19 protein-coding genes and 1 pseudogene are annotated in these 23,641 nt (G+C 70.5%); 7 read left to right on the top strand and 13 right to left on the bottom strand.

Features of this window, described 5'->3' with window-relative positions; translation table 11 throughout:
• Positions 1-61 precede the first annotated feature (61 nt).
• Positions 62-1,018, bottom strand: a complete 957-nt coding sequence (locus ACFYWM_RS41850) for a sporulation protein (RefSeq protein WP_389926573.1) — start codon at positions 1,016-1,018, stop codon at positions 62-64.
• A gap of 139 nt (positions 1,019-1,157) precedes the next feature.
• Positions 1,158-1,988 carry an ion transporter gene (locus ACFYWM_RS41855; protein ID WP_389926519.1) on the bottom strand — a complete coding sequence of 277 codons (831 nt, stop codon included), beginning with the start codon at positions 1,986-1,988 and terminating at the stop codon, positions 1,158-1,160.
• A gap of 328 nt (positions 1,989-2,316) precedes the next feature.
• On the opposite strand from ACFYWM_RS41855, the gene ACFYWM_RS41860 reads away from it, so the two are divergent.
• The 4 genes from ACFYWM_RS41860 (at position 2,317) to ACFYWM_RS41875 (ending at position 6,108) form a co-directional block, all read left to right on the top strand.
• Positions 2,317-3,798, top strand: coding sequence for a hemolysin family protein (locus ACFYWM_RS41860; protein WP_389926522.1), 1,482 nt, complete (start codon positions 2,317-2,319; stop codon positions 3,796-3,798).
• A complete protein-coding gene (locus ACFYWM_RS41865) occupies positions 3,795-4,811 on the top strand; it encodes a CNNM domain-containing protein (protein WP_389926524.1) in 1,017 nt (338 codons plus the stop codon). The genes ACFYWM_RS41860 and ACFYWM_RS41865 overlap by 4 nt, the downstream gene beginning before the upstream one ends.
• 415 nt (positions 4,812-5,226) lie before the next feature.
• On the top strand, positions 5,227-5,361 hold the full coding sequence (locus ACFYWM_RS41870) for a hypothetical protein (protein WP_389926527.1): 135 nt from the start codon (positions 5,227-5,229) through the stop codon (positions 5,359-5,361).
• Positions 5,362-5,625: 264 nt separating this feature from the next.
• Positions 5,626-6,108 carry a GNAT family N-acetyltransferase gene (locus ACFYWM_RS41875; protein ID WP_389926530.1) on the top strand — a complete coding sequence of 161 codons (483 nt, stop codon included), beginning with the start codon at positions 5,626-5,628 and terminating at the stop codon, positions 6,106-6,108.
• A gap of 214 nt (positions 6,109-6,322) precedes the next feature.
• Here the strand turns inward: ACFYWM_RS41875 and ACFYWM_RS41880 are convergent, their stop codons facing one another.
• From ACFYWM_RS41880 to ACFYWM_RS41890, 3 genes are all read right to left on the bottom strand, one after another.
• Positions 6,323-7,087: an SAM-dependent methyltransferase gene (locus tag ACFYWM_RS41880; protein WP_389926533.1), complete on the bottom strand. Its 765-nt coding sequence runs from the start codon at positions 7,085-7,087 to the stop codon at positions 6,323-6,325.
• 214 nt (positions 7,088-7,301) lie between these two features.
• Complete coding sequence (locus tag ACFYWM_RS41885) at positions 7,302-8,351, bottom strand: CU044_5270 family protein (protein ID WP_389926536.1); 1,050 nt, start codon at positions 8,349-8,351, stop codon at positions 7,302-7,304.
• Entirely contained in the window at positions 8,348-8,860 is a 513-nt protein-coding gene (locus tag ACFYWM_RS41890; protein ID WP_389926539.1) for an RNA polymerase sigma factor, read from the bottom strand. Before ACFYWM_RS41890 ends, ACFYWM_RS41885 begins: the two co-directional genes overlap by 4 nt.
• A gap of 274 nt (positions 8,861-9,134) precedes the next feature.
• Between ACFYWM_RS41890 and ACFYWM_RS41895 the strand changes: the two genes are divergently transcribed.
• Positions 9,135-9,599, top strand: coding sequence for a nuclear transport factor 2 family protein (locus ACFYWM_RS41895; protein ID WP_389926541.1), 465 nt, complete (start codon positions 9,135-9,137; stop codon positions 9,597-9,599).
• A 94-nt stretch (positions 9,600-9,693) separates the two neighbouring features.
• On the opposite strand, the gene ACFYWM_RS41900 is transcribed toward ACFYWM_RS41895, so the two are convergent.
• The 6 genes and pseudogenes from ACFYWM_RS41900 to ACFYWM_RS41925 all read right to left on the bottom strand — a co-directional run bounded on the left by ACFYWM_RS41900 (position 9,694) and on the right by ACFYWM_RS41925 (position 14,891).
• Positions 9,694-10,596 carry a carbohydrate ABC transporter permease gene (locus tag ACFYWM_RS41900; RefSeq protein WP_389926544.1) on the bottom strand — a complete coding sequence of 301 codons (903 nt, stop codon included), beginning with the start codon at positions 10,594-10,596 and terminating at the stop codon, positions 9,694-9,696.
• The gene (locus ACFYWM_RS41905) at positions 10,593-11,495 is read right to left on the bottom strand and encodes a carbohydrate ABC transporter permease (RefSeq protein WP_389926547.1); all 903 of its coding nucleotides are present in this window, start codon (positions 11,493-11,495) and stop codon (positions 10,593-10,595) included. Before ACFYWM_RS41905 ends, ACFYWM_RS41900 begins: the two co-directional genes overlap by 4 nt.
• Positions 11,496-11,614: 119 nt before the next feature.
• Positions 11,615-12,982, bottom strand: coding sequence for an ABC transporter substrate-binding protein (locus ACFYWM_RS41910; protein WP_389926550.1), 1,368 nt, complete (start codon positions 12,980-12,982; stop codon positions 11,615-11,617).
• Between the two features lie 13 nt (positions 12,983-12,995).
• Positions 12,996-13,370, bottom strand: a complete 375-nt coding sequence (locus ACFYWM_RS41915) for a hypothetical protein (RefSeq protein ID WP_389926576.1) — start codon at positions 13,368-13,370, stop codon at positions 12,996-12,998.
• Positions 13,371-13,376: 6 nt separating this feature from the next.
• A pseudogene (locus ACFYWM_RS41920) lies at positions 13,377-13,532 on the bottom strand (hypothetical protein); the annotation flags it as partial.
• A 15-nt stretch (positions 13,533-13,547) separates the two neighbouring features.
• A complete protein-coding gene (locus ACFYWM_RS41925) occupies positions 13,548-14,891 on the bottom strand; it encodes a glycoside hydrolase family 127 protein (RefSeq protein ID WP_389926553.1) in 1,344 nt (447 codons plus the stop codon).
• Positions 14,892-15,070: 179 nt separating this feature from the next.
• On the opposite strand from ACFYWM_RS41925, the gene ACFYWM_RS41930 reads away from it, so the two are divergent.
• Positions 15,071-16,102: a LacI family DNA-binding transcriptional regulator gene (locus ACFYWM_RS41930; protein WP_389926555.1), complete on the top strand. Its 1,032-nt coding sequence runs from the start codon at positions 15,071-15,073 to the stop codon at positions 16,100-16,102.
• Positions 16,103-16,373: 271 nt separating this feature from the next.
• Here ACFYWM_RS41930 and ACFYWM_RS41935 read toward each other — a convergent pair whose 3' ends face one another.
• Complete coding sequence (locus ACFYWM_RS41935; RefSeq protein ID WP_389926558.1) at positions 16,374-18,599, bottom strand: DUF6055 domain-containing protein; 2,226 nt, start codon at positions 18,597-18,599, stop codon at positions 16,374-16,376.
• Between the two features lie 534 nt (positions 18,600-19,133).
• On the opposite strand from ACFYWM_RS41935, the gene ACFYWM_RS41940 reads away from it, so the two are divergent.
• Positions 19,134-23,171 carry an Ig-like domain-containing protein gene (locus tag ACFYWM_RS41940; RefSeq protein ID WP_389926561.1) on the top strand — a complete coding sequence of 1,346 codons (4,038 nt, stop codon included), beginning with the start codon at positions 19,134-19,136 and terminating at the stop codon, positions 23,169-23,171.
• A 65-nt stretch (positions 23,172-23,236) separates the two neighbouring features.
• Here ACFYWM_RS41940 and ACFYWM_RS41945 read toward each other — a convergent pair.
• Positions 23,237-23,641 (bottom strand): discoidin domain-containing protein (locus ACFYWM_RS41945; RefSeq protein WP_389926564.1); only part of this gene is annotated, 405 nt, incomplete at its 5' end.

Genomic DNA, 23,641 nt, shown 5'->3' on the forward strand with positions numbered 1-23,641 from the left:
GGCGGGCCGTCACCGTCGCGGCCGGGGTGAGATCAACGGGCCGACCTCACCCCGGCCCCACTCATCCCTCGTCCTCGCCCTCGTCCTCGAAGATCTCGTCGACGACCTCGGCGGCGACGAAGCCGCCGGCCACACCGGCGGCCCCGGCGGCCGCGACGCCGCCCCAGCCGGACCCGCCGCCGTGGCCGTGGTGACCACCGTGATGACCGCCGCCCTGGTGGGCGTAGGGGTCGTGACCACCGGGGTGGAAGCCGCCGGAGCCGTACTGGGACAGGGCGGCCAGCCAGGTGTTGATCTCGGAGACCCAGTCGCGGTGCGGGGCCTGGTCGTGGCTGGTCTGCCAGCGGCCGAAGGTGTCGGTGCTCGAGCCGTAGCGGCCGCTGCGCTTGTCGGCCTCCGCGATGATGTCCAGGCCCGCGGGACCGGCGACGAAGGTGAGCTCGACCTCGTTGATCTGCCCGGAGTACTGGGGAGGCGGGTAGAACTCGATCTCCTGGTAGAACGGCAGCTGCTGGTTGACGCCGTGGAGGTGGCCGTACTCCAGGTCGGCGCTCTTGAAGTGGAAGCCGAGCCGCACGAAGGCGTCCAGCACGGCCTGCTGGGAGGCGAGCGGTGCGATCTCGACCGGGTCCATGTCGCCCTTGTCGACGGCCTTGGCGATCGCCAGCTCGGTGCGCACTCCCATGACCATGCCGTGCAGGCGCCGACCCGTCACCTCGGTGACCGGGGCCTCCCACGGGACGGGGAACTGGAACGGCACCACCTTGTCCTCGCCGGTGCGCAGCTGGAAGGGCCCGCTGACCTGCGTGCGGAAGAACTCCACCAGGCCGGTCTGCTCACCCTCGCCGTGCTCGGACTCCATCCTGGTGACCAGGCCGAGGGCGATGTACTCGATGTCGGCGTCGAAGTCGCCGCCCTTGACGCGCACCTCACCCCGCAGGAACTCACCGGGCCGCGCCCGCGGCGCGGCCAGAACGGTATCCACCGAGGGCGCTCCGACCCCGAAGGCCCCCAACATCCGTTTGAAGATCACGGTTTCCTCTCCTGCCTCATGTGTCGTGCGGTGATCGAGAGGAAAACGATCACCGCACGGCCGGGGTTCCCGAATCCCTATACCGGATCGGCAGGTAAAAAGTGCCCCTCACCTGGGGCTGGGCTCAGGTGCGCAACTTTGTCGGCGTATGGCTGTCATGGCCGTCGTGCTCGCCGTCCCGGGGGGCCCGCATCGCCTCGATCTTGGCGTTCAACCGGGCGAGTTCCTCCAGCACGGCGGTGAGCTGGTTCTCGGTCCGCTGCTCCTCGGCGGAGGTGTTGTTGTCGTCCATCGCGTTGACCACCACGGCGATGAACAGGTTGAGCACCACGAAGGAGGACATCAGGATGTAGCCGACGAAGAAGACCCACGCCCAGGGCTTCTCGCCCATCACCTGCTCGGCGATGTCGGGCCAGGACTCGCCCGTCATGATCTGGAACAGGCTGAACAGCGAGGTGGGCAGCTCGTCGAAGTAGTCGGGGGCGACCTCGCCGAACAGCTGGGTGGCCAGGACGGCGGAGATGTACATCACCAGGACGAGCAGGCCGATGATGGAGGCCATACCCGGCATCGCGGCCAGCAGGGCGTTGACGACCTTGCGCATGCTGGGAACGGCCGAGACCAGCCGCAGCGCGCGCAGGATCCGCAGCGCCCGTAGCACCGAGGCCGGGCCCGAGGCGGGGAGCAGCGCGACGGTCACGATGACGGCGTCGAACCAGTTCCACGGATCCTTGAAGAAAGCGCCCCGGTAGGCGTACAGGCGGGCGAGGAGTTCGACGACGAAGATTCCCAGCACGATCCGGTCGACGGCGTGCAGCAGGCCGCCGATCCGCTCCATGAGGTAGGAGGAGGTCTCACAGCCGATCGTGACGGCGTTGAAGACGATGACGGCGATGATGAACCGCTGGAAGACGGGGGTTTCGAGGAAAGAACGCACCCGTTCTCGTTCTGGCACGTGGTCAGCTCCTACAGGGGTGGTAAGACTGCGACAACGATGATCGTAAACACGTTCCGGGAGAGACTCGCGAGACGGACGGGGTATGACCTGCCTCACAACCGGCACTCGGCCGACAAGTGGGACGTTGTCGGGGGCAGGCGGATTGTCAGCACCGGTTTGTCCTACGAGGTCCGATAACGTCAACACCCCGGCCGACGGTGTCCGGGTTCACAAAGACGGCTCACCGGAGCCGGGGGAAGGGCAAGGTGGTGGCGTCCGTGTCGTCGGACCCAGGCCATAGCACAGGCCACCGCGGAGACCGCCGACCACAGGACGGGAGCTCGCGGTGAACATCGCGCTCGGCCTGCTGGCCGTCCTGGTGCTGACCCTGGCGACCGGCTACTTCGTCGCCCAGGAGTTCGCCTACGTCACCGCCGACCGGCTGGCCCTGTCCCAGCAGGCCGCCGCCGGGGACAGGAAGGCGGCCAAGGCCGTCAAGGTCATGGAGCGGCTGTCGTTCATGCTCTCGGGCGCCCAGCTCGGCATCACCGTCACCGCGCTGGTCGTCGGCTTCATCGCCAAGCCCGCGCTGGCCGAGCTGGTGGCTCCCGCACTGCGCGCCACGGGCCTGGGCGACGGCGCGGTCGACGTCGTGGCCCTGGTGATCGGGTTCGTCATCGCCACGGTCGTCCAGATGGTGCTGGGCGAGCTCGCGCCCAAGAACCTCGCGCTGGCCAGGCCCGAGCCGCTGGCCCGCGCGCTGGCCTCCTCCACCCTGCTCTACATGACGATCGCCGGGCCGATCATCAGGCTGTTCGACTCGGCGGCCAACAGGTTGCTGCGGGCGGTCGGCATCGAGCCGGTCGAGGAGCTGCACCACGGCGCCACCCTGGAGGAGCTCGGGCACATCATCGGCGAGTCCGAGGCCCACGGCCACCTGCCCGGCGAGCAGGCCGACCTGCTGGAGCGGGCACTGGCCTTCTCCGACCACACCGCCGAGGAGGTCATGGTCGCGCGCGCGAACGTCATCGCCGTCAGCGGCTCCGCGCTGGTCCCGGAGCTGGACGAGATCATCGCCCGCCACGGCCACACCCACTACCCGGTGCTCGGCGGCGACGGCGTGGACGACCTGGTCGGCATGGTGAGCCTGCGCGAGCTGGCCGTCCTGTCACCGGAACGGGCCGCGGGCACGCGGGTCGCCGACATCGCCCGCGAGGTGCTGGTGGTGCCGTTCTCGACCTCGCTGCCGGACCTGGTGGCGCAGATGCACGCGCGCGGGCAGGAGGTCGCCTGCGTGCTGGACGAGCACGGCGGCCTGAGCGGGCTCGTCACCTGGGAGGACGTCGCCGAGGAGCTGGTCGGCGAGATCGCCGACGAGAACGACCTCGACATCCCCGCCGTGATCCACACCGGTGACGACTGGGAGGTCGAGGCGGAGCTGCGCATCGACGAGATCGCCCTGGAGACCGGCCTGGAGCTTCCCGACGAGGACGACTACGACACCGTCGGCGGCCTGGTCCTGGACCGCCTGGGCCGTTTCGCCGTCCCCGGCGACGTGGTCACCGCCGAGCTGGTGCCCTCCATGGCCGACGACGCGCCCACCCACGTCGAGATCGAGGTGCTGACCCTGGACAGGCACGTTCCCGAGCGGGTACGGCTGCACCCGCTGCGCCACCTCGACCCGACCGGCGAGCGGTCCCGCGAGCAGAACCCCGACCCGGACGACGAGCAACCCCGCGAGCAGGACCTCGACCGGACCGGCGAGCAACCCCGCGAGCGGGCCGCCGACCCGGACGGCGAGCAACCCCGCGAGAGTGAGGAAAAGTGAACCTGCCCCTGGGCCTGACCCTCACCGTCGTCCTGCTGGTCGGCAACGGCTTCTTCGTCGCCTCCGAGTTCGCGCTGGTCGCCGCGAAACGGCACCGGCTGGAGAAGACCGCCGCGCACGGCAGCCGTGCCGCCGCCGCCGCGGTCAAGGGCATCCGCGAGCTGTCACTCATGCTCGCCGGAGCGCAGCTGGGCATCACGTTGTGCTCGCTGGGCCTCGGCGTGGTCTCCGAGCCGCTGATCGCGGGCACCCTGGCCCCGCTGTTCCACACCCTGGGCCTGCCCGAGGCCGCCGCGCACGCGGTCGCCTTCGTGATCGCGCTGTCCATCGTGACGTTCCTGCACATGGTCATCGGCGAGATGGCTCCCAAGTCGTGGGCCATCGCCCACCCCGAGCGCTCGGCCACCATCCTGGCGCTGCCGTTCCGCGGCTTCACCGTGGCGGTACGACCGATCCTGACCGCGCTCAACGGCGTCAGCAACCTGCTGCTGCGCATGGTGCGGGTCCAGCCGCGCGACGAGATCTCCAACCCGCGCACCCCCGCCCAGCTGCAGCGCCTGGTGGAGGAGTCGCGGCGCCTGGGCCTCATCGAGACCACCGACCACGCCGTGCTCACCCAGATCCTGCGCGCCCCGGCCGCCGGGATCGCCGCGCTGGTCGCCCCCGCCGACGGCATCGTCGCGGTCGCGGCGGACGCCTCCTGCCAGGAGGTGATCGACGCCTGTGCCCGCACCGGCCGCACCCGCCTGATCGTCCGGGACGGGTCCGGGACTCCGGCCGGTGTCGTGCACGTGCGCGACGCCTACCTCGCCCGCCGTCGCGGGGCCGGCTCACGCGCGGGCGACCTCGCCTACCGCCTGCCCGAGCTGGCCTCCACGACCTCGGTGTCGGAGGCCGTGGCCGCGCTGCGCGCCGCCCACAGCCAGCTGGCGGTCGTCCGTACCCCCGACGGCGCCCTCGCCGGTCTGATCAGCCTGGACGACCTGCTGAGCACGCTGCTCATCCCCGCCTGAGGGAAGCCTTGGCGGGAAAACGGCTCAGAGACCCGGGCCGGTCTCCTGAGCCGCCGCTGAAAGCACCCGCTCTCAGCGGCGGCGGTCCTCAGATCGCCAGCAGCAGGTCGTAGCCGTTGAGCAGCCACAGCGCCGCCCACAGCACGACAGCGGGCACGCGTCTTCCCCCGCGGCCCGATCCACCCCCCGTACGTCCGGTCATGATGTCCTCCCCGCGACCACGACCACACTCGACACGACACCTGCCACTCTGCCCTCCGCGTCCCGGTCGCGGGGGAACGCGGGCGAACCCGTGGGAACCCGGGGAACCCGTGGGAACCCGGGGAACCCGGGGAACACCGCCCGTGGTTCTCTTTCCCGGTGACCCGCGTTTCTCCCCCTGGGAAGGCGGGCGACGGGCTGTTAGCGTGTGCTGGTGAACCAGCGCGAGAACCTCCGGTGGGCCAGGCTCACCGCGGCCGTGCAACTCGCCCTGACGGCGGTCATGATCGCTTTCCTGCTCGCGATGGTCGCCTTCGTCACCCTGTTGATGACCGCCGGACCCGACTGACCCCGCTGCCCGCGAACGCTCCCGCCCCCTGCCCGCGCCGGGCCACGTGCGGCCCCGCCTCATGTCCGGCCTTCGCCGGGCCCGGTGCGCGGACTGTCGGCCGTCACCCGGCGGGACGCTATCGTGGTGCCATGGAGTGCTTCGCCGCCTGGCGCACGCGTAACTGAGGGCCTGCTCGCCGCCGACACCGGGCCGTGAGCGGGCCGACCGATGCCCCCTTTTCTCTTTCGGGTGTCAAACCCTCGGTTCGAAAGGCACACTTCCATGCTCATCCGCCCGTTCGTCCACCACGACCTGGCGCGGCTCACCGCGCTGACCATCGAGACGTTCCGGCCGTTCTACGAGGACCACTTCCGTCCCCTGGTGGGTGAGGTCGTCTTCGCCAACCAGCACGGCAACTGGCGCGACGACTATCGCGAGCAGGTCGCCGAGCTCCACGACCCGGAGCGGCACAGGTACGTCGCGGTCGCCGAGACCGGGGACACCATCGCCGGTTACGTGGCCTGGAGCGTCGATCCGGCCCGCAGGAACGGAACCGTCACGCATCTCGCCGTCTCGGCCGAGCACCGCCGGCACCGCGCGGGCACCGCGCTGTGCGAGCACGCCTTCGACGGGATGCGGGCCCTCGGAGCCGAGGTGGTCGAGGTCGGCACCGGAGGCGACCCCTTCCACGCGCCCGCCAGGGCTCTCTACGAGCGGCTCGGGTGCACCCCGCTCCCGGTCGCCGTCTACTACCGGAGGCTCTGACCGAACCCCTCTCCGGGACGGGCGCCCTCGGCTCTCGTCCCGGAGAGGGCGGGCACTTCATGGTCCGGCGCCCGGCCCCTCTCCCGGAGAGGGGCCGGGCGCCTCCTGCGGCCGTTCACCTCACGAGCGGCCACCTCTCACGGTGTTCACCCCTTGTAAGTGGTCGCCTCTTGCGAGCGGTCACCTCTTGCGGGCGGTCACCTCTCACGAGCGGTCACCTCTTGCGGGCGGTCATCAGGGTGAAGCCGAGGTGCTCGCCGCCGTCCGCGACGAGCATGTCGATCACGGGCTGGTGCGAGGCGCGGTTCTCCGGGTCGTGGTCGGCGCAGGCCCTCGCCCACAGGAGCCAGTCCTGCCAGCCGCCCTCCTGCAACCGGGCGGAGGTGACCTCCACCAGCTCGGTGATCTCCCACTGGAAACGCCACCACTCCGGCGTGTGCCAGGCGATGGCCTCCCAGCCGACCACCTCCTTGATGTGCGCGGGGATCGCCCCGAGCTCGCGGACCTCGCGCGTCATCCCGGGGGTGGCCATCCCGAGCAGTCCTCCGGGACGGAGGAACCGCACCAGGTAGGGCAGGTAGCTGTCGGCCGTGCCGAAGTACTCGAAGGCGTCGACGCTCACGATGGCGTCGAAACTCTCCTTCTCGAACGGGAGGGCGTGGGCCTCGGCGCGCACCGCCTCCACCTGGTCGCCCACACCGGCCTGGGCGAAGACCTCCGCCGCCTCCTCCGCGCCGACCCACCAGTCGGCCGCGACGACCTGGACGCCGTACTCGCGGGCCAGGAAGACCGACGTCGCGCCCTTGCCGGAGCCGAGGTCCAGCACCCGCGCGCCGGGCCTCAGGTCGAGGTCGCGGACCAGGTCCTCCAGCATCCACAGCGGGTGGGGGCCCATGTCGAGCCGGAGGAGCCAGGCCGGATCGTAGGCCGACGAGAGCGGGTAGCGGTCGGGGCGCACGAGCGTGTCGAACGAGGTCACGGGACCAGACCCAACCTCATCCCGTTTCCCGCGCGCAACCGGATTTCCCGGCCGGTGGGTCCTCATCCGCACCGGCCGGGCCTCTTCCGGAGTGGTCGGACACGAACGGCCCCGGGGCCAGCCGCCCAGGCCTCGGCACCCCACCGGCCGTCGGTCGCGCGTGATCGGGAACCGCGCGGGGTGCCCACGCCCCGCGCGACCGGACCGGCGGTCCTCAGTCGGCCGAGGGCGGGGACGGCCTGGTGTCGGTCCAGCCGGACTCCAGCACCACCTCAACCCGGTCGCCCTTCTGCGGCATGCCGATCACGTCGAAGGTCAGCACCTTGGAGGTGTCGGGGTCGATGACCAGCCTGCCCACGGTGGGCCGGCCCTCCTGGATCGGGAAGGTCACGGCGACCCCCGGCCGCCCCCGCGGGTCGGTGGCCGGGCCCTCGACCCGTACCCGGGGCAGCGTCGCCAGCGCCTGGTAGGCGGCGGCGCGCACCCGCGGGGAGGCGGGCAGTTCGTACAGGAGCGCGGCCAGGGTGCTCGGCAGGCCGTACTCCACCGAACCGGCGAAGTCCTTGTCCACGGTGATCGCCTCGGCGGCCCGCCTCTTCAGCTCCTCGGGGTCGGCGGGCAGCGCCTCGATCTCCTTCAGGGTCAAGGGCATGGCACTCCAGTAGAGCCGCTGCTTCCCCCTGAGCCGGGTGAGCCTGCCCTCACCGGGTGAGGTGGAGATGACGTGACCCTCCTCTCCCGTCGGCCACTCGGTCGGCGAGCCGTCCCGGCGCCACGCCTCCGTGTCCAGCGGGCGTGCGGCCAGTTCCCGGTAGCCGTCCCAGCCTCGGCCGTCCTTGGCCAACCATGTCTCCACGAGGTTGGAGGTCTCCAGACGGTAGGTGCTGCCCTCCTTGCCGAACGGCCGGGCCCACCGCATCGTGTACTGCCGCTTCAGGCGCCAGTAGGCCCCCTCGGGCGCGCTCTCGGCCTTGGCGGCGGCGGCCAGCAGGATCGAGGCGCCCGGCAGGGAGGTGTCGCCGGTCGTGGCAGCAGGAGAGGGCGGCGGGGCGGGGACGGCCTGGCCGAGGAAGACCACCGTCGTGGTCGCGGCCGCGACCAGCCCGGCGGCACCGGCCCACCACGGCAGGTGCCGCCAGGCCGTCCGGTACGGGCGTGCCCGGGTCGCCATGATCGCCTCACGCAGTTCGCGCGCGCCAGGCCCCTGATCCGGCGCGTGCGGCGCCGGGTCGATGGCCCTCACCAGGTCGTCGATGTCACTCATGCTTCTCTCCTCGCGATCGTCAAGGACGTCCGCCCCTCCAGCGCCGCCGCAAGCCGCTTGCGCGCCCGGTGCAGCCGGGTCCGGGCGGCGATGGCCGTACATCCCACGACTCTGGCGATCCGCTCGCTGGTCAGTCCCTCCCAGCAGGCCAGCGCCAGGACCTCGCGGTCACGTTCGGGCAACGCGTCGAAGGCGGCGCGGACGTGGTCCAGCTCGACCGGCCTGACCGGGCGGTCGGCGGCCAGTTCCCCGCGCAGCCGTTCGGCGAGCACAGCCCTGCGGGAGGCGCCGCGCTGCTGGTTGGCCAGCACGCGGCGGGCCACCCCGTACAGCCACAGCAACGCCTCCTCCCCCTCGGGTACGTCGCCGATGCGCCGCCAGGCGGTGAGGAACGTCTCGGAGATGACGTCGGTCGCGTCGTCGGGCGACCCGGCGCGGCGGGCGGCGTACTGGTGTATCGCCGGGTAGTACGCGTCATAGACCGCCTCGAAGCGATCTCGGTGTGTCACTGGATCTCCTTGCCGAAGGGTGCCGGACATCTAGTACATGTCCGGCCCTTTTTGGAATGTTGCAGATCGCTGTGAGCGGTTCGCGCCGCCTGTCTCAACCGGCCGCGGCACGGAAGCGCCGGGGGCGGCTCTCGTCCGCCTCGGTTGACAAGCTTTCCGTACGATGTACGGTAGATCGTACGGTTTACAGCGCGCCACCGGGCGGTGTTCCGTGCCGTCACGGTGGCGGAACGAGGGGCCGGTGGGACGCGTCATCGACGAAGGGGCGGAAAGCGTGTCAGAAGTCCAGGGATTCCCGTCCGGCGGAGCCTTCACGCCGACGGCGGAGGACAGGGCGAGCGTCGAGGCGTGGTTCGCCGAGTACGACGCCCACAGCGCGAAGGTCGACGTCGAGCGCATGGCGGACATGGCGATGTTCCCGCTCAACGTGGTGACCGACGGCCCCGACGGCGACGGCCTGGCCGACCGGTGGACGAGGGAGCGGTTCACGAGCACGATGGCCGCGGTGATGGGGGGCGGGGAGCCGGGCGACCTCACGATGGAGTCGGTCCGCACGTCCCACTTCCTGACCGCGAACCTGGTCGTCGTGGTCACCGACGCGACGATGACCGTCGGCGGCGAGGCCTACGACATGCGTTACGCGGACCTGCTGGTGAGGTCGGGCGGCCGGTGGGTCTTCCAGACCATGGTGCAGGGAGGGTGGGCCGACGCCTGGAAGGAGGGCGCGCCGGGCACCTGACCGGCGGGGGACGGAGGGGGCCGCCCCCTCCGCCCCCTCCGCCCCCTCCGTCCCCGAAAGCCCCCGAAAGCCTCCGAAGGCCTCCGAAGGAGCCTCAGTTCTTGATGCCGGTGAGGGTGACGCCCTCGATGAAGTAGCGCTGCAGGAAGAAGAAGAGCGCGATGATCGGGGCGATGACGGCGGCGGAGGCCGCCATGAGGTATCCCCACTGGGTGATGTACATGCTCTGGAAGGAGGCCAGGCCGAGGGAGAGGGTGTAGTTCTCCTCGTTCTGGAGGTAGAGCAAAGGGCCGAGGAAGTCGTTCCAGGTGCCGATGAAGGTGAAGATGGTGACCACGACGATCGCGGGTCTCGACAGCGGCATGACGATCGTCCAGAACACCCTCCAGGGCGAGGCCCCGTCGATGTAGGCGGCCTCGTCCAGCTCGAAGGGGATGGTCAGGAAGAACTGCCTGAGCAGGAACACGTTGAACACCCCGCCGCCCGCCCCAGCGAACCAGCTCGGCACGGTGAGGGGCAGGATCGTGTCGAGCGCGCCGAGCTCCTGCCACATCACGAAGGTGGGGATGAGGGTGACCGCGTAGGGCAGCATCACGCTGCTGAGCAGGACCGCGAACACGACGTCGCGCCCGCGCCAGCGGAGCCTGGAGAAGCTGAAGGCGGCGATCGAGCAGGTGAGCACGGTGCCGAGGACGCTGACCACGGCGATGACGACGGTGTTGAGGAGATAGCGGCCGAAGGGCTGGGCGGTGAGCGCGCCGCCGAAGTTGCCCCACTCGAAGGGGTCGGGGATCCACTCGGGCGGCGCGACGAACATCTGGCCGTCCTGCATGAGGGCGCTGCGGACCAGCCAGACGAACGGCAGCAGGGTCGGGACGGCACCGGCGAGCAGGGCCAGGTAGACGAGCGCCTTGCCGTACCTCCTGGGTTTGCGCAGCCCGGCGGTGGGCGCCACTTTCCCGACGCGGGGCTTGTCCGGGGCGGTCAGCGTGGTCATCGGGCACCGGCCATCTCGTAGTAGACCCATCGGCGGGCGTTACGGAACAGCAGGAAGGTGACCACCATGATGATCATGAACAGCACCCACGCCAGGGCGCTGGCGTAGCCCATCTCGCTCTCGGTGAACGCCTTGCGGAACAGGTAGTAGACGAAGAAGAGGGTGGAGTGGTTGGGGCCGCCCTCGGTCATCACGTAGGCCTGGTTGAAGACCTGGAAGGTGCCGACGACGCCGACCACGAGGTTGTAGAAGATGGTCGGCGTCATCATCGGCAGCGTCACGTGCCAGAAGCGGCGCAGCGGCCCGCCGCCGTCGATGGACACCGCCTCGTACAGGTGCCTGGGCACGCCCTGGAGCCCGGCCAGGAAGATCACCATGGTGTTCCCGAAGCCCCAGGTGCTCATGATGATCAGCGAGGGGATGGCGGTGTTCTCGTCGTAGATCCACTGGGAGCCGGGCAGGCCGGCCTGGCGGAGCAGCGAGTTGAGCAGCCCGAAGTCCGGGTTGAAGATCCAGATCCAGAGGACCACGTTGGCGATCGCGGGGACCAGCGTCGGCAGGTAGAAGATCGTCCGCCACAGCGACAGGCCCCGTACCCGCTGGTTGAGCAGCATGGCCACCGCGAAGCTGACGATCAGGACGAGCGGGACGGCGCCGAGGGTGTAGTAGGTGGTGGCGCTCAGCGACTTCCAGAACAGCTCGTCGTCGAGCATCGCGGTGTAGTTGTCCGCTCCGACGAAGGAGGGGGTGCCGCCGATCTGCCAGTCGGTGAGGCTGAAGAACAGCGACGCGACCATCGGACCGGCGGTGAAGACGACGAAACCGAGGACCGCCGGGACCGCCATCAGCAGTCCCCAGCGCCGTTCGAGCCTGCGCTGACCGGAGAGCCGGGGCTTCACCCGTTCAGGCGTGCGGCGACCGGGGAGCCGGGGCTTAACCCGTTCAGGCGTACGGCGGCCGGGGAGCCGGGGCTTCACCGGGCCCGAGGGCCGTCCGGACCCGCCGGGGAGCCGGGCCATCACAGGGCCTGGGTGTGGTGCCACCCCTGGAGCATGCCGGTGATCTTCGGGGCGACCTCCTTGAGCACCTCGCCCGCCGGGCGCTTGCCGGACTCGATCTCCTGCAGGGCGGGGGTGAGCACGTCGCTGGAGATCGCCGACAGGTTCTTGACCCGGTTGCGGATGTCGGGCACCCCGTGCTCGCGCGTGTAGTCGACGACCGCGGTCCTGAACTCCGGCGGGTGCGCGTCGTTCCTGGTCCAGGCATCGATGGCCGCCTGGTCCTCGTAGTACTTCCTCTCCTGCGGCATCCACAGGCCCTGCTTGAACAGGTCGACGTAGCGCGGGTCGTTGTGGAAGGCGAACAGCTCCACCGCCTCCCGCTCGTGCTTGGTTCCCGCGAAGATGGCCGAGGCGCCCGCGACCTGGGTAGTGGTGAACGGCTCCCCGTACTTCGGGAGCACGCCGATGCCGTAGTCGACCTTGCTCTCGTTCATGTCGAGCAGGCTCCAGTGGCCGTCGACGACCATCGCGACGCGCTTGGTCTTCAGCAGGATGTTGGTGCCGGGCACGTCGTCGCCGGTCGCGGCGAGCTGGCCGGGGCCGGGCGCGACGCGGTGCTTGTAGACGAGGTCCTGCAGGTTCTGGAACACCTCGATGGCCTCGGGGCTGTCGAGGGTGCACCTGGTGCCCGCCTCGTCGGCGAAGTCGGCGCCGTTGCTGCGCAGGAAGGGGTACCAGGCGGCGCTGTAGGTGATGCTGCTGGAGATGCCGAACTGCTTGATCTGCTTGGGGTCGAAACCGGCCTCGTCGGGGTGCCTACCGCCCTGGTCGACGGTGAGCTTGTAGGCGTTCCGCACCATCTCGTCCCACGACCACGCCTCGGCCGCCCGCACCGGCGGGGTCACCCCGGCCTCCGCGGCGGCCGACCTGCTGAACCACAGCAGCTCGACCTCGTTCGCCGTGGCCAGCCCGTGCAACCTGTCCCGGCCGTACCAGAGGTAGGCGTCGGGCAGGTATCCGGCCAGCTGGGGATACTTCTTCAGGTACGGGAAGAGGTTGACCAGCTTGCCCTGCTCGGCGAGGCGGAAGGACATCGACATCGGCACGTACCCGGCGTCGGGCACCCGGCCGCCGGCGATCAGGGTGTTGAGCTTCACGTCGTACTCGTCGGGGGTGTAGAGCGGGTCGACCCGCACCCCGGGGTGCTGCTTCTCGTAGGCCTTGAGCATCTTGTCGACGGCCTGCTTCTCGAAGGTCGAGCCCCAGTACATGAACTGCAGCCGGACCTTCCCCGCCGAACTCCCGCCGCCGTCGCCGCCGCAGGCCCCGGCGGCCGCCGCGAGGGCGGCCAGGCCGCCCATCCTGAACAGCTCTCGTCTTCTCATGGTCGTCGTTCCTTTACGCGAGGGGGAGCCAGACCCGCATCGCGCCGCCGTCACGGTTGTCCCACTGGAAGTAGGGGACGGCGGTGGCGGTCACGTGCGTGCTGGTCGCGAGGTGGTCTGGGGGGGTGGTCACGTACGGCAGGCCGCCGGCGGGCTGGGTGACCGCGAGGGCGTCGGCCTCGATGAGGACGGTCCTGCCGACGCCGGGCAGGTCGTCCTTGTCGAGCACGCGCAGCTCGGTCCGCGGGCTCAGCGCGAGCTCCTCGACGTCGACACCCTGGTCGACCTGCTCGAAGCAGTAGACGAGCGGCCCCCGCTCGACGGCGACGCTCCCCCGCACCGCGTCGATCCGCCGGTGCGGGTGGACCAGGCGGGGCGTCAGGTCCAGGCCGAGCTCGACCGTGTCGCCGGGACGCCAGGGGCGCTCCAGGGTGACGTACCCGTCGCCGTCCGGGGCGGCGGGCAGCCCGTCCACGACGGTGGCGGTGCTCCACGCGGGGACGCGCAGGCGAAGCGCCCACTCCCGCTCCGGTGCCCGCTCGACGGTGAGGACGACCCTGCCGTCCTACGGGAAGTCGGTGGCGACCGACAGCTCGAACCCGCCGGAGCGGATGGTCCCCGGCACGTACTGGTGCACGACGAGCTCCCGGTCGCCGCTCGTGGCGACGTAGTGGCCCAGGGAGGAGATCGTGCGCATGATGTTGGGCGGGCAGCAGGCGCAGGCGAACCAGTCGCGCCGCCGCCCGAGGTAGGCGTCCTCGACCAGGTCGTTCCTGCGCTGGAGCGGGTTGACGTAGAAGAACCGGACGCCGTCGGCCGAGGTGGAGGCGGCCAGCGCGTTGTGGAGGACGCGTTCGATCAGGTCGGCGTAGCGTCCCTCTCCGGTGGCCAGCAGCAGCCGCCAGTTCCAGTGGACGCTCGCGATCGCCGCGCAGCTCTCGTTGTAGGCGCGGTCCGGCGGCAGCTCGTAGCGCTCGCCGAACGCCTCGCCGTCGTGGCGGGAGCCCACGCCGCCGGTGAGGTAGGTCTTGGTGGCGACCATGTCCTCCCAGCGCCGCACCGAGCACTCCAGCAGCGACTCGTCGCCCGTCTCCAGGTAGACGTCGACGATCCCGGCCTCCAGGTAGAGCTGGCGCACGGCGTGCCCCACCGGGGTGTCGGCCTCCCTGACCGGCAGGTGGTCCTGGGCGTACAGGGGGCCCATGCCGCTGTCCTTGATCAGCCCCTTGCCCCGGTTGTCGATCAGCTTCCCGGCCAGCTCCAGGTAGGAGCGCTCCCCCGTCAACCGGTAGAGCTCCACCAGCGCGGACTCGACCTCGGCGTGCCCGTCGATGCCGTCGTGGCCACCCCGCAGGAACACCTCGACCAGGTGGTCGGCGAACCTCCGGGCGACGGCGACCAGCTCCTCGCCCACCCCGACGCGGGCCGCGGCCACCGCGGCCTGGAACAGGTGGCCCGCGCAGTACATCTCGTGGCTGTATTCGAGCTCGGCGTAGATTTTGTCCGGTTTGACCACCTGGTAGTGGGAGTTGAGGTAGCCGTCGGCGCGCTGCGCGGCGGCGAGCACCCGCGCCGCCTCGTCGACGAACTCCTCGTACCCGGCGGCGGGCGCCCTGCCGTGCTCCCAGGCCACCGCCTCCAGCTGCTTGTAGAGGTCGGAGTCCTGGAAGCGGTAGCCCTGGAACTCCCCTTCCTCCTCACCGGCGGCACGCCTGAGGTTGGGCAGGCTGCCCGCCCGCTCCATCTGGACCAGCCCGAGCGGGATGCTCGCCGCGCGGTTGACCTCCTGCCAGCGGCCCAGCGGACCACCGGTGATCACCACCTCGCCGACCCCCAGCGGGCGCCGCACCGCCCTGGATCCCGGTGTCGGTACGGCGGGGCCGCGGACCTGTTCGTGGAAGGCACCCATCGAGCTCCTCACGCCGAGCGGGAAACGGAGAACCGCAAACGGAAAACTGCCGGAAAACAGAGAATAGGTTTTCTCAAGCCGAAGGTAAGGTGTGACACAACACGGGTCAAGGGTTAACGTCTCCCCTGTTGAAGAGTGGTTGGCATCCGGGATACGGTCCGAGCCAAGGAGGAAAACGGTTGTCCAATCCCGCCGGTGGGCTCGGGAAGGCGGTCACGATCAGGGAGGTCGCGGCGGCCGCGGGCGTGTCGATCGGGACCGCGTCCAAGGCGCTCAACGGCCGCGGCAGGATGCGCGACGAGACGAGGGCCCGGGTGACGGCCGCGGCCGAGCTGCTCGGCTTCCACCCCAACACCCTCGCCCAGGGCCTGCTGGCCGGCCGCACCTACACCGTGGGCCTGGTCACCGGCGACAGCTTCGGCCGCTTCGGCATCCCGGTCATGCTCGGCGCGGAGGACGCGCTGGGGGCGGGCCAGATCTCCGTCTTCATGTGTGACACCCGCGACGACCCCATCCGCGAGCGGCACTACATCCAGCGGCTCCTCGCGCGCCGGGTCGAGGGCCTCATCGTGACCGGACGGCGCACCGAGTCCCGCCGGAGCATCGGCACCGACCTGCCGGTGCCGGTGGTGTACGCGATGACCCGCTCCACCGAGCCCGCCGACATCTCGGTCATCCCCGACGACCTCGGCGGCGGCGTGCTGGCCGCGAGGCATCTCCTCGCCACCGGCCGCGTCCGCATCGGCCACGTCACCGGGCCCGAGCGGTTCGAGGCGGCCAGGCTCCGCGCGGCGGGGCTGTCGCGGGCGCTCGGCGAGGCGGGCGTCGAGCCCGCCGGCGCGCCGCTGTTCGGGGACTGGTCGGAGGAGTGGGGGCGGCAGGGCGCCGACATCCTCCTTCGCGCCCAGCCCGGACTCGACGCGATCTTCTGCGGCAGCGACCAGATCGCGCGCGGCGCCGCCGAGACCCTGCGCGAGCGCGGCCGCCTCATCCCCGCCGACGTCGCGCTGGTGGGCTTCGACAACTGGGAGCCGATGGCGCTGGGCAGCAGGCCGCCCCTGACGACCGTGGACATGTGCCTGGGCGAGATCGGCCGGGTCGCGGCCGGGCACCTGCTGGACGCGATCGCCGGGTCACCGCCGCCGGGCGGGGTGCGGACGGTCCCGTGCGAGCTGGTCCCGCGCGAGTCGACCGGGGTCACCCCCACCTGAGACGACGCCCGCGCGCCTCGACCGGGGTCACCCTCACCTGAGACGACGCCCGCGCGCCTCGACCGGGGCCCCGCGCGGCACGCCGGTCCTGGCCGGCGTGCCACGCGGGCGCGGAAGGCGATCCGGGCGGACCTCGCGTCCGCGCGGGCGCGACAGCGATCCCGGTGGATCCGCCGCGTCCGCGCGGGTGCGGCGGGCGATCCGGACGCCCCCGCCGAGAGGCGATCCGGGTGGCCCCTCCGCGCCCGCGCGGCCGGCGATCAGGCTTCGGTCATCCGAGGGCCTTCACTTCGAGGAGCCCGACCGAGCCCTGGCCGCTCTGCAGCACGACGCGCAGCCTGGTGGTGCTCACCTGCGTGAAGGTCGCCGTGTTGTAGCCGTTGGCGGCGGTCGGATAGGTAGTGGCGATGTCGGCGTAGGCGCTGCCGGTCCATCTCTGGAGCTTCCAGGAGGCGGGCACGCGCACGCCTCCGCCGTCGTCGAAGAAGTACACCTGGGCCGACTTCAGCGTCTGCGCCGACGACCAGGTCAGCTCCGCCCACTGCTCGCCGGTGTTCGGCCAGGTGCCCCAGCGGGGGTTGGCCGTGTCGTTCGAGCTCGGCGGGTCGATGCCGTCGTTGATCGCCGCCACGCTCTCCCACGGGGAGGTGTAGGAGGCGGTGGCGGTCGCCGTCCGCGCCAGGTTCACCGGCGTCGGGTCGGGGTCGGGGTCGCCGCCGCCGCCGAAGGCCAGGTCGGCGTCGGTGAAGACGGGGTGGGGCGGGTTGACGTCCGTCTCGCCGCCCCTTCCGTCGCAGCCCCGGTCGGGGCTGAACATCAGGTACGTGCCCGAACCGCACGCGATGCCGGGCTCGGCGTCGCCGCCCACGACCACCGAACCGCTCAGGTTCGCACCGCCCTGGACCAGGGCGTTGTTCTTGACGACCGCTTTGCCGGTGACGGTCGCGCCGCTGTTCACCCAGGCCAGGTCCTCGATGCGGGCGTTGGCCGACACCGTGCTGTTGCCGTAGACGGCGGCACGCGGGCCGACGTAGGCGCTCGCGGGGACGTTGGCCCGGTTGTCGACCCAGCCGCCGCCGTTGGAGTGCCAGCGGCCGTTGCCCGGCGCGGCCGGGCGGACGTAACCGGGCTCGTGGCCGGAGGGGGTCGCGCCCTGGAGGCGGAACTCGTACGGGTAGCGGTAGTTGCGGGGGTAGCCGTCGAGGAACGCGTACTTGTGCACGGTCCCGGGGGCCCCGGTGACCACCAGGTAGACGTCCTTCTCGCCGGCCTGCGTCTGGAAGGTCACCTCGCCGTTGGAAGAGCTGTGGATCGGGCCGTACCGGGGGGTTCCGTTCCGCACCGCGACGAACCCGTACGACCAGCCCGACTGCGCGGCCGTGTTGACGTGGCCCCTGAACCGCAGCCGGATCAGCGCGCCGTCACTGCTGGGGACGAGCTTGATCTTGTTGTAGCCGTAGTCCGAGGGGGCCAGCGCGTCCGAGATGCGGTAGTGCTGGGAGACCTTCTCCACCGGGACACCGTTGTAGGCGGTGATGAACGGGTAGAGGCTGTTGACGAACGGCATGAAGTCGGCGCGGTTGGCGTAGTCCCAGGTGACGTTGCGCTGGGCGTACTCCCCCATGCGGCGGTTCAGCTCGGCCTGGGTGATGCCGCTGATGCGCCGGTAGACCTCCAGCGGGTGCTCGTCGCTCCGCGCCTCGTTCCAGATCCGGTTGAACATGGCCAGGCCGTCGCGCTCCTTGATGTACTGCAGGAGCATCCAGGCGCCGTAGTGGTGACGGCTGCTGCTGTAGGCGAGGTTCTCGGTGCGGATGAACCGGGTCAGGTCGCCGGCGGCCGTCCTGGGGTAGACCTGCATGGCCATGAACTCGGCGCTGGCCTCCCAGAACGTGCCCGAGCCCGGGTGGGTGAACCCGTACCCCGACCTGCCGAGGAAGGTGTAGTTCTGGAAGACGTGGGCCAGCTCGTGCGCCAGACCCCACGAGCCGGGCGCCGCGGCACCGGGCGCGATGTTGATGACGCCGACCCTGCCGTCGGTCGAGCCGCCGGTGGCCCAGGCGTCCAGCGGCGCGTTGGACCAGGTGCGGGTGATGATGACGATGATCTTGTGCTGGGCGAGCAGCCCGGTCTCCGGCGTGAACCTCATCGTGTTCACGTAGAAGGAGTACAGGCTCTCCAGCTGGGAGAGCACGTTGTCGGGGTCGAAGCGGTACTGCGAGGGCGCGTTCTTCGGATCGGTGCCGGACCGATCCCCCCACAGCAGGATGAAGTTGGCCGACTCCTTCGTCCGGGAGGAGACCCACGGCACCTCGCCCGTGCTGGTCCAGCGGGCGGGGATCCAGACCGTCTTGGCCATCGCCGACGAAGCCGACGACGACGCGGAGGTGGACGATGCGGAGGTGGAGGCGGAGGCCGAGGCCGAGGCCGCCGGCAGCGGGGTCAGGATGAGCGAGATCAGCGCACCGAGGGCGATGATCAACCGTTTAGTACCCATATCGATCCTTCAGGTGATGCCACCGGTCACGGAACGTCCAGGCGTCGAAGTCCGTGATGGGGTTCGCGGGGTCCCATCACGAGGAACCCGACGGCACCGGCCGACGAGCGGCCGTGGAAGCCATCGAGGGCTGCGAGCAATCATTTGCTTGTTTTGTTAACGTTAACAACTCCCACGAGACCGCGCGGCCCTGAGATCGGGAGAGTCAGTGCCCGAGTGTCCGCGACGTGATGACCGCTGTCAAGATCTGTCAGCTCTCGCGGTCTTCACCCTGGGAGACGCCGATGAAACTTTCATCGCCCGGCGGGCGGCCGGGTCGGCCCCCCTCCCGCCGCTGATCGAAATCGTTTTCTTTTCTTGTCCGGAGAAGGCGCGGCGACATCCATTGACATGTACCCCTGCTTCTTCTACGTTTCCGAAAACCTTTTAGTTCGCAGGGCCGCTCGACGGCATGGAACGCCCACGCCCACGCCCACCAGGCGGCGTCCGGGCGAGGAACGCGACGCCCGCGCCGCGGATCAGGGAGGAAATCCCGTGCGTACGCACCTGTCCTGGTTAGCGGTATTAGCGCTGACCTCCGGCCTGCTCGCGGCGTCGCCACCCGCCGCCGCCTCGCCGCCCACCCCCTCGCCACCCGCCGCGGTCCGGGACGGCCTCGGCCTGCCGGTGTTCACCGGCGCCGACTCCGTTCCCGACGAGCCCGTGGCCTACGACAGCCGCGACATGCTCAAGAAGATCTTCAAGAAGGAGAGGGGCGGGGACTCCTACTGGATCGACCGCATGCTCGCCCGTCCCGGCGACGACCCGGCGGGGCCGTGGCTGATGACCCGCGGCCGGGCCGTGTTCATGAAGGAGCACGACCCGTCGGTCATCGGGTTCGGCGGCGGCGTCGCCTACTGGGAGAGCGTCGACAACCGCGACGCCTACACCGTCTCCCTGGGCGGCGGGCTGACCGAGGTCGTGGCCGACCGGCTGCAGACGCCCAGCCACTGGAGCGGCCGCTACACCGGTGACGGGATGGCCGTGAGCGTGCGGAAGTTCATCACCCACGAGAACGTCGCGGTCACCACCCTGGACGTCACCAACACCGGCACGGCCCGGCGCGAGGTGGACGTGACGGTCGCCTCGCCGTACGCGAGGAACGCCGACGGGGACCGGGAGCTGACCGGGGTGGTGAGCGCGAAGAACCGGCTCACCACGGTCTTCCCCCGGCTCAGCGGCGACGGGCTCAAGGTCTCCGGCGGGGCGCTGAGGGGCTCGCTCGCCGTCGCGCCCGGCGCGACCGTGCGCACCAAGGTGCAGATGGGCTTCGTCACCGAGGAGCTGCCCGGCTCGCGCCGGGAGTACGACGCCTACCGGGAACTCTCCCCCCGCAGGGCGCTGCTGCGGCAGCTGGAGGACTACAACGCCTGGTGGGCGGAGAACCTGCCCTACGTCGACGTGCCCGACGAGAACATCAAGAAGTTCGTCTACTACCGCTGGTGGCTGATGAGGTTCAACTTCCTCGACGCCGACATCCCGGGCAACGACTTCCAGTTCCCGACGTCGGTGGAGGGCGCGCTCGGCTACAACAACGCGATCGTGCTGACGGTGCCGATGTTCGTCCAGGACCTGAAGTACCTCCGCGACCCGATCTACTCCTACGGGCCGTGGGTGTCGGCCGGGGAGTCGTCACGCAACTCGAAGTACACCGACAACCCGGGCGATCCGGAGAACTGGAGCAACAGCTACACGCAGTACATCTCGGCGTCGGCGCTGGAGAGCTACCAGATCCACGGCGGCCAGCCCGCCATCCTGCGCAACCTCGCCAGGTACGCGGAGAAGGACGTCCACGGGCAGCTCGCCGCCTACGACTCCAACGGCAACGGCGTCATCGAGTACGACTGGGAGGCGATGACCGGCAACGACGCCGACGCGGTCTCCTTCCACTACCACGACCGGGCCAACGAGCGACTTGAGGGCGCCTACGTCTACGCCAACGCCCAGGCCGCGGCGCAGGCGTACCAGCTGATCGGCGACGAGGCCAAGGCCGCCGGGATGCGTACCGTCGCCGAGAAGGTGAAGAGCGCCGTGCTGACCATGTGGGACGCCGACGCCAAGGTCTTCAAGCACCGCGACCTGCAGACGGGCGCCCTGATCCCGTGGAAGGAGTCCAACAACTACATCCCGTTCAGCACCGGGCTGGTCCCCGCCGACGATCCGAAATACCGGGAGGCGTTCCGCCTGTGGGCCGACCCGGCGGAGTATCCGATCTTCCCCGCCTACACCGCCAACCAGAAGGACAAGGCGGAGGCCGCCGCGGCCGGCAAGCCGGGGTCGAACAACTTCTCCCAGATCAACTCGACCCGCAACTTCTCGCTGTTCTCCAAGGCGCTGCGCCAGTACGCCTCGCCGCACATCACCGCGGAGCAGTACAAGCAGCTGCTGTACTGGAACGCCTGGTCGCAGTTCGTCGGCGGCGACACCCGCTATCCCGACGCCAACGAGTTCTGGGCCAACTGGGACCCGGCCACCAAGACCATCGGCTACCGCTCGTGGATCCACCACACGATCCTCGGCAGCAGCAACTGGACGGTCATCGAGGACGTGATGGGCCTGCGCCCGCGCTCGGACCACAAGGTCGAGCTCTGGCCGGTGGACATCGGCTGGGACCACTTCACCGTCAACAACGTGAAATATCGTGACAGCGACCTGACGATCGTCTGGGACAGGCCCGGTGACGGCACCAGCCACTACCGGGGCGTCCCCGAAGGTTATTCGATCTTCATCGACGGTAAGCGCGAGGTGACCCTCGCCGGGCTCGACCACGCCGTCTGGGACCCGGCGACCGGCACCGTCGAGGGCGGCACGGTCCTGCACGCGGAGAAGGCCCGCCTGAAGGCGCCCGCCGAGGTCGTCCTGAAGGACGCGCGGGTCGAGGACCTGTTCCGCAAGGCCGGGGTCGACCTGGAGGAACCGGCCCCCAACCTCGTCACGGGCGCGACGGCGGCGTCGCACGGGACGCCCGGCGGCGCGGCCGACGGGTTCACGATCAACGAGCCGCACTGGAGCACCAGGGGATCCGGCCGGCCGCAGGACTGGCTGGAGGTCGACCTCGGCTCCGAACGGCCCGTCGACCGGGTGAACCTGTACTTCCTCAACGACCGGGCAGCCGGCGGCCACAGCGAACCGGCCCTCTACTCGCTGCAGCATTTGGACGGCACGACCTGGAAGGACGTCCCCCGGCAGGTCAGGGAGCCCACCTACCCCCGGGCCAACCTCAACGAGGTGCGCTTCCCCTCCCTGAAGGCGCGGAAGCTGCGGGTGCTGGTCACGCACCGGCCCGGCCACTCCACCGGTCTCAAGGAGGTCCAGGCCCACTCGACCGGCGAGCGGGCGCCCTCGGTGCGCGACAGGGCTCCGTACGTGCTGGTCGTACCCGATCCGACCGTCAACCGGCCGGGCCAGGCGCGCCTGACCGCGGTCGTGAAGGACGACGGCCTGCCCTCCGGCGCGCTCACCGCGCGGTGGAGCATGGTCGACGGCCCGGGTGAGGCGTTCTTCTCCGACCCCGAGGGCCAGACGGGCACCACCGTCTCCTTCAGCGAGGCGGGGACCTACCGGGTGCGGCTGACCGCCTCCGACGGGGCCGCGACCACCGCCTCCACCGTGACCCTCGACGTGGGCGAGCAGGGCGCGCAGGCGAACGTGGCGCAGAGCGCGACGCCCACCGCGTCCTACACCTCCCCGTGGGAGAGGATCGCCGCCGTCAACGACGGCCTCGAACCCCGCTCCTCCAACGACGCCACGAACCCGCGCTGGGGCACCTGGCCGCAGCAGGGCACGCAGTGGGCGCAGTTCGACTGGCCCTCGCCGGTGCGGGTGAACAAGTCCGACGTCTACTTCTTCGACGACGGCGGCGGCGTGCGCGTCCCGTCGTCGTGGAGGATCCAGTACTGGGACGGCGACTCCTTCGAGGACGTCGGGGGCGCCGGCGCCTACCCGGTCGCGGCCGACGCCTACAACACCGTCTCCTTCGACACGGTGACCACCTCGCGGCTGCGCGTGCAACTGGAGGCGGGCCAGGGCTCGCTCGGGCTGCTGGAGTGGAAGGTGTACGCGGTGCCGCCGGACGGCGTCCGGCCGGTGCACGTGCCGACCCTCGCGGGCACGCTCCCGGTGCTGCCCGCCACGGTGGACACCTTTTACTCCGACGGGACCCGCGCGCGGGCCTCCGCGATCTGGCAGCCCGTCACTCCCGAGCAGGTACGGACCGGCGGGACCTCCTTCACCGTCACCGGCCTGGTCGAGGGCGTGCGGGAGACGGTCAGGGCCACCGTCCACGTACGGGCGAGCGCGGCGGTGACGATCACCTCGATCGCCGAGGAGGCCGTCACCACCGGGACGGGCAGGGCCCCCTCGCTGCCCGCCACCGTGGTGGCCACCTTCAACGACGGTTCCAGGGACAGCTCGACGGCCGTGACGTGGGACGCGGTGGACCCCGCCGAGTACGCCCGGCCCGGCACCTTCACCGTCACCGGCCGGGTGACCGGCACGACGGTCACCGCCAGGGCGGTGGTGACCGTCACCTGAGGGATCCGATGACGAGGAGCCCGGACCGGCCGTGCCGGTCCGGGCTCACGACTGTTCGGGCCGGGCTAGCTTCCGTAGGCCTTGACTTCGAGGAGGCCGACGGAGCTGGTTCCGGTGGCGGTGAGCAGGACGCGCAGGCGGGTGGTGGAGAGGTTGGGGAAGGTGACGGTGTTGTACTGGTTCTTGGTCACGCCGTAGGAACTCGCTCCGGGGACGTCGGTGTAGGCGGTGCCGTTCCAGTATTGGAGTTTCCAGGAGGCGGGCATGTCGATGCCGTCCTCGTCGTCGAAGAAGTAGACGTCGGCGCGGTTCAACGTCCTGGCCGAGGACCAGGTGAGGTCGGCCCATTGCTGGCCGGTCTGTGGCCAGGTGCCCCAGCGGGGGTTGACGGTGTCGTTGGAGGAGGGTGGGTCGATGCCGTCGTTGAGGGCGGCGACGCTCTCCCAGGCGGAGGTGTACGACGCCGACGC

The sequence above is a fragment of the Streptosporangium sp. NPDC002721 genome (assembly GCF_042888905.1).
Classification (GTDB): domain Bacteria; phylum Actinomycetota; class Actinomycetes; order Streptosporangiales; family Streptosporangiaceae; genus Streptosporangium.

What these genes read in the sequence shown, in the direction of transcription:
- ACFYWM_RS41850 (WP_389926573.1), bottom strand. Translation starts at nt 1,018, where the DNA reads ATGTTGGGGGCCTTCGGGGTCGGAGCGCCCTCGGTGGATACCGTTCTG.
- ACFYWM_RS41925 (WP_389926553.1), bottom strand. Translation starts at nt 14,891, where the DNA reads ATGGGTGCCTTCCACGAACAGGTCCGCGGCCCCGCCGTACCGACACCG.
- ACFYWM_RS41885 (WP_389926536.1), bottom strand. Translation starts at nt 8,351, where the DNA reads ATGAGTGACATCGACGACCTGGTGAGGGCCATCGACCCGGCGCCGCAC.
- ACFYWM_RS41910 (WP_389926550.1), bottom strand. Translation starts at nt 12,982, where the DNA reads ATGAGAAGACGAGAGCTGTTCAGGATGGGCGGCCTGGCCGCCCTCGCG.
- ACFYWM_RS41935 (WP_389926558.1), bottom strand. Translation starts at nt 18,599, where the DNA reads ATGGGTACTAAACGGTTGATCATCGCCCTCGGTGCGCTGATCTCGCTC.
- ACFYWM_RS41875 (WP_389926530.1), top strand. Translation starts at nt 5,626, where the DNA reads ATGCTCATCCGCCCGTTCGTCCACCACGACCTGGCGCGGCTCACCGCG.
- ACFYWM_RS41900 (WP_389926544.1), bottom strand. Translation starts at nt 10,596, where the DNA reads ATGACCACGCTGACCGCCCCGGACAAGCCCCGCGTCGGGAAAGTGGCG.